The organism is Dietzia sp. UBA5065 (assembly GCA_002415925.1).
Lineage (GTDB): Bacteria > Actinomycetota > Actinomycetes > Mycobacteriales > Mycobacteriaceae > Dietzia.
In genome coordinates this window covers 63,657-67,782 of the sequence record DIAZ01000186.1, presented here as the reverse complement: position 1 = coordinate 67,782, position 4,126 = coordinate 63,657, and the positions used below count along the sequence as shown (strand labels likewise).

Sequence of the window (4,126 nt, the reverse complement as noted above, 5' to 3'; positions counted from 1 at the left end):
GCGTACCAGCCGAGCACCGCCACGACCATCAGCGTCAGCGCCTGTGCCAGCACGAGCGCGCGGGCGGGCGCCGGTAGCGGCCAGCCCGGGGTGGAGGGGGTGGCCTCGTCGTCGTCGTTTGTTGGGGGTGGGATGGAGACGTCGCCGGTTCCGCCCCTCACCTCGCCGGTTCCGATCCGGGTGGTCACCGCCGCCGCGCCGCGGTCGGCGAGCCGGCCGGCGCCGCCCGGCCAGACCGTCACCACCACCCACCCCACGCCGATCAGGGCGAGGAGCCCGGCGGCGGACACCTCGAACACCGGCATGGGCCAGCGCGAGCCGATCTCGGGGGCGAAGTGGTTGGCCACGGAACGCTCGGTCTCCGCGCCGCCGAGCACCGCCAGCAGGTAGCGGTGCCAGAACACCAGCGCGAACGCCGCGGAGAGGCCGGCCATGCCGGCCAGGCGGGACAGCAGCGCCGCGACCACCCCGCGGTCGGCGCGGGCGAGCCAGGCGTGGCCGACGACGACGAGGCCCACGAGCACCGCCGCGAACCCCGCGATGAGCGTGTAGTCCAGGGCCGCCCACCCCAGGTAGGCGCCGATCGTCACGACCAGCGGCCACGTGGGCCCGCCGTCCGGCCGGCCCCGCGCGTGCGCGGCGGCGCGGGCGCAGAGCAGGAACGTCGCCACGACGACCTGCGGCAGCAGGCAGATGAGGATCCACGAGTACGGCTCGTAGGCGTTGGTGTGCCCGCCCACCACGGCGGTGACCACACCGAACAGCACGGCCAGGCGCGCGGGGACCAGCCAGCGCCAGGCCACGAACGCGATCGCGCCCGCGATGGCCATGGTGACGATGGCGTACGGCTTGTAGAACTCCCAGGACTCCACGCCGGTCAGCGCTGCCAGCCGGCCGCCCACCCAGAACCACTGCGGCGGGTAGAAGGGGGCGGCGTCGGCGTAGAAGGGGTCGTGGAGCGCGGGCGAGTCGGCGAAGCGCGTGACGTACGCGACGCGGTTGAGCTGATCGCCCGCGAGCCCGAACAGGTAGTGCGGCGTGCCGTGCAGGAGCAGCCCGAGGTGCGAGGAGGCCAGGAACGCGGGCCCCGCGGTCCCGAGCAGCCACAGTGCGCGGTCGCCGGTCGCCCGCCGCAGGAGCAGCCACCCCGCGAGGACCACGAACCCGGCGGCGAGGGTGGCGCCGAAGGTCTCGGGCAGCCAGCTGGGATCGGCGAACGGCAGGGCGCTCACGGCGGCCAGGGTCAGCGAACCGACGAGAGCGGCCACGACGAGTCCGGCCAGGAGTTCGGCGGCGCGCCGCGCGGTGAGGCGGGCGTCGGTCATGTGGCGGGATCCGCGGCGCGGGCGGTGGCGAGCCCGACCAGGTGCAGGGCCACGCCGACACCGGGCCCGGCGAGCAGCGCGATGGCCGAGCGCACGTCGAGCGGGCCGGGAACGGTGACGAGCAGGATCGCGGCGGCGGCCACGGCCACCCACCAGCCGGCGTTGTAGAGCAGGTGCCGGTCGAAGGCCAGGGCGGCGTTGCCCGTGACCATCAGCGCGGCGGTGCCGACGGACGCGGCGGTGAGGGCGGCCAGGACCGCCCCGGGAAGCTCGAACTCGGCGCCGAACAGCACCCGGATGAGCCACGGCCCCACCAGCCACGCGGCCCCCGCGCCCACGATGCCGACCGCCGCGACCAGGCCGAGCGGGGCGGCGAGGGCGCGCGCCCCGCCGGCCCGGCGCTGCACGAAGTAGACGATGATCGCGCTCTGGAAGCTGGTCAGCGGCACCAGGAGCGGGGCCCGGGTGAGGGTGATGGCCAGGATCACCGCGCCGACGAGGGGCGCCGGGTCGGACTCGCGCACGGTCGCGGTGACGAAGACGGGGAAGCCCACCACGAGCGCCGAGGTCCCGGCCGAGGCCAGCATCGCGGAACCGGTGTTGCGCCAGAACCTGCCGCGCGCCACGTCGAGCGCGGACCGCAGCGATTCCCGGGTCGCGGGGGAGAGCGCGACGAGCAGGATCCAGGTGAGCGTGCCCGCCACGGTGGCCACGGCGAACCCCAGCGCGGCGTCGCCGAGCGTCCACGCCACGGCCGCCGTCGCCAGGCGCAGCGCGGCGTCCACGGTGAGCAGCACCGCGTAGCCTCCCCAGCGTTCGGTGCCCGAGAGCGCTCCGGCGGTGGCGGCCTGGAGGCTGAAGCCGAGGATCCCGACGGCCATGACCGCCACGCCGACCCCGGAGAAGGTGGGCATCCCCAGGGCGGGCCAGGCCGGCGCGCTCGCCACCACGACGGCGGCCAACGCCAGCCCGAGCAGCAGCCCGGCGAGGAGCAGGCGCACGCGCGGCCCCGACGCCCGGGCGGAATCGGTCCCGGCGCCCTCCCGGGCCGAGCGGACCGCGCGGGTGGTCTCCTGCATGAGACCGTTCGCCACGCCGCCGAGCGCGAAGAACGCGCCCCAGTAGGTGGCGAAGAGCGGGAAGTCCGCCGGTCCCAGGGCGCGACCGGCGATGAGCATCACCAGGTAGCCGGAGGCGGCGGCGAACAGGGTTGCCAGGGTCAGCGCCCGCATCCCGCCCGAGGGGCCCCGCCCGGCGGTGGGCGTGGGGTCAGCCGCGGCCGGGGTCGACATCGGGCATGCCGAGGGTCGGCGGCAGCGGCTCGGAGAACAACCAGGCGTTCCACAGCGGGCGCAGGTCGAGGGTGGAGTGGTCGGCGGCCAGGTGGAGGAAGTCGTCGGTGGTCACGGTCCTGCCCGAGTACTTGGCCACCCACGCGCGGAGCAGGTCGAAGAACCTCTCGTCTCCGATCGTCAGCCGGAGCACGTGGAGGGTGAGCGCGCCCCGCTTGTAGACGCGGTCGTCGAACATGTCCTTGGGCCCGGGATCGGCCAGCAGGATGTCCTGGGGGGAGTTCTGCAGCTTGGAGTAGTAGCGCAGCGCGTGGCTCCCGGCGTCCGCGCCGCCGGAGAACTCCGTCCACAGCCACTCGGCGTAGCAGGCGAAGCCCTCGTGCAGCCAGATGTGCTTCCACTCGGCGGCGGTGACGGCGTTGCCGAACCACTGGTGGGCCAGCTCGTGGGCGATCAGGCGTTCGTCCGCGGTCCCGGACACGGCCGTGTTGCGGCCGAACGTGGACATGCCCATCGCCTCGAGGGGGATCTCCAGCTCGTCGTCGGTCACCACCACCTTGTAGCTGTCGAACGGGTACGGGCCGAACAGGTCGGTGAAGACGTCGAGCATCTCGAGCTGGCGGGCGAACGCCACGCGGAAGTCCCGCTTGAGGTCGGCGGGCAGGAACGCGTGGAACGGCACCGTCCCGCCGGCCGCCTCGAGGTGCTCGTACTGGCCGAGGTTGACCGTGACCAGGTAGGTGGAGGTCGGCTGGGGGAGGTCGAACTCCCAGGTGGTCATGCTGCCGCTGCGCTTCGTGCCCACGAGCGAGCCGGTCACCACGGCGCGGTACGGCGAATCCGTGGTGAGCCGGATGTGGAACGGCGCCTTGGAGGACGGGTGGTCGTCGCACGGGAACCAGCTGGCGGCGCCGTTGGGCTGGTTGGCCACCAGGACGCCGTCGGTGAGCTCCTCCCAGCCGACCTCGCCCCAGGCGCCCCGGATGGGCCGGGGGTTGCCGGAGTAGCGGATGGTGAGGGTGAACGCCGACCCCACGGCGAGCGGCTCGGTCGGGGTGACCGAGAGCTTGCCCCTCGGGCGCGTGTACTTGGCCACGCGCCCGCCGTTGAGCAGGACCTTGGACACCTCGAGGTGGGGGGACAGGTCCAGGTGGACGGCCTCGAGCGGCTCGGTGGCGGTGGCGGTGATCACGGCCTCGCCACGCAGGTTGTTGGAGCTCATCTTGTAGGTGAGGTCCAGCTCGTAACGGGTGACGCGGTACCCGTGGTTGCCGGCGCTGGGCAGGTAGGGGTCGACCGGATCGGTGCGGGAAGGGTTGCGGGGCGCCGTGATCTTGGCGACGAGGTCTCTCTTGACTGCCTTTAATTCCATGACCAGCGCGAGTGTAGTGGACCCGCGCCGGGGGGCCCGTGACGCGCTCCCTCGTCCCACCGGCGGGTGCGCTGCGTGTCTGCCCGGATTCCGGCCGCTCGCGCTGCGTGTCGGGTCCAGACACGCAGCGCACCCGG

At 73.8% G+C, this 4,126-nt stretch carries 3 protein-coding genes; all 3 read right to left on the bottom strand.

Annotated elements, in window-relative coordinates; genetic code table 11:
- On the bottom strand, positions 1 to 1,325 hold a 1,325-nt coding region (locus tag B4M60_RS15615), incomplete at its 3' end, for an arabinofuranosyltransferase (RefSeq protein ID WP_291086159.1).
- Positions 1,322 to 2,617, bottom strand: a complete 1,296-nt coding sequence (locus tag B4M60_RS15610) for a polysaccharide biosynthesis protein (RefSeq protein WP_291086157.1) — start codon at positions 2,615 to 2,617, stop codon at positions 1,322 to 1,324. The genes B4M60_RS15610 and B4M60_RS15615, both read right to left, overlap by 4 nt.
- Positions 2,595 to 3,989 (bottom strand): M1 family metallopeptidase, encoded by a 1,395-nt coding sequence (locus B4M60_RS15605; protein WP_291086154.1) that lies wholly within the window; start codon positions 3,987 to 3,989, stop codon positions 2,595 to 2,597. The genes B4M60_RS15610 and B4M60_RS15605 overlap by 23 nt, the downstream gene beginning before the upstream one ends.
- Positions 3,990 to 4,126: the final 137 nt, after the last annotated feature.

What these genes read in the sequence shown, in the direction of transcription:
- B4M60_RS15610 (WP_291086157.1), bottom strand. Translation starts at nt 2,617, where the DNA reads ATGTCGACCCCGGCCGCGGCTGACCCCACGCCCACCGCCGGGCGGGGC.
- B4M60_RS15605 (WP_291086154.1), bottom strand. Translation starts at nt 3,989, where the DNA reads ATGGAATTAAAGGCAGTCAAGAGAGACCTCGTCGCCAAGATCACGGCG.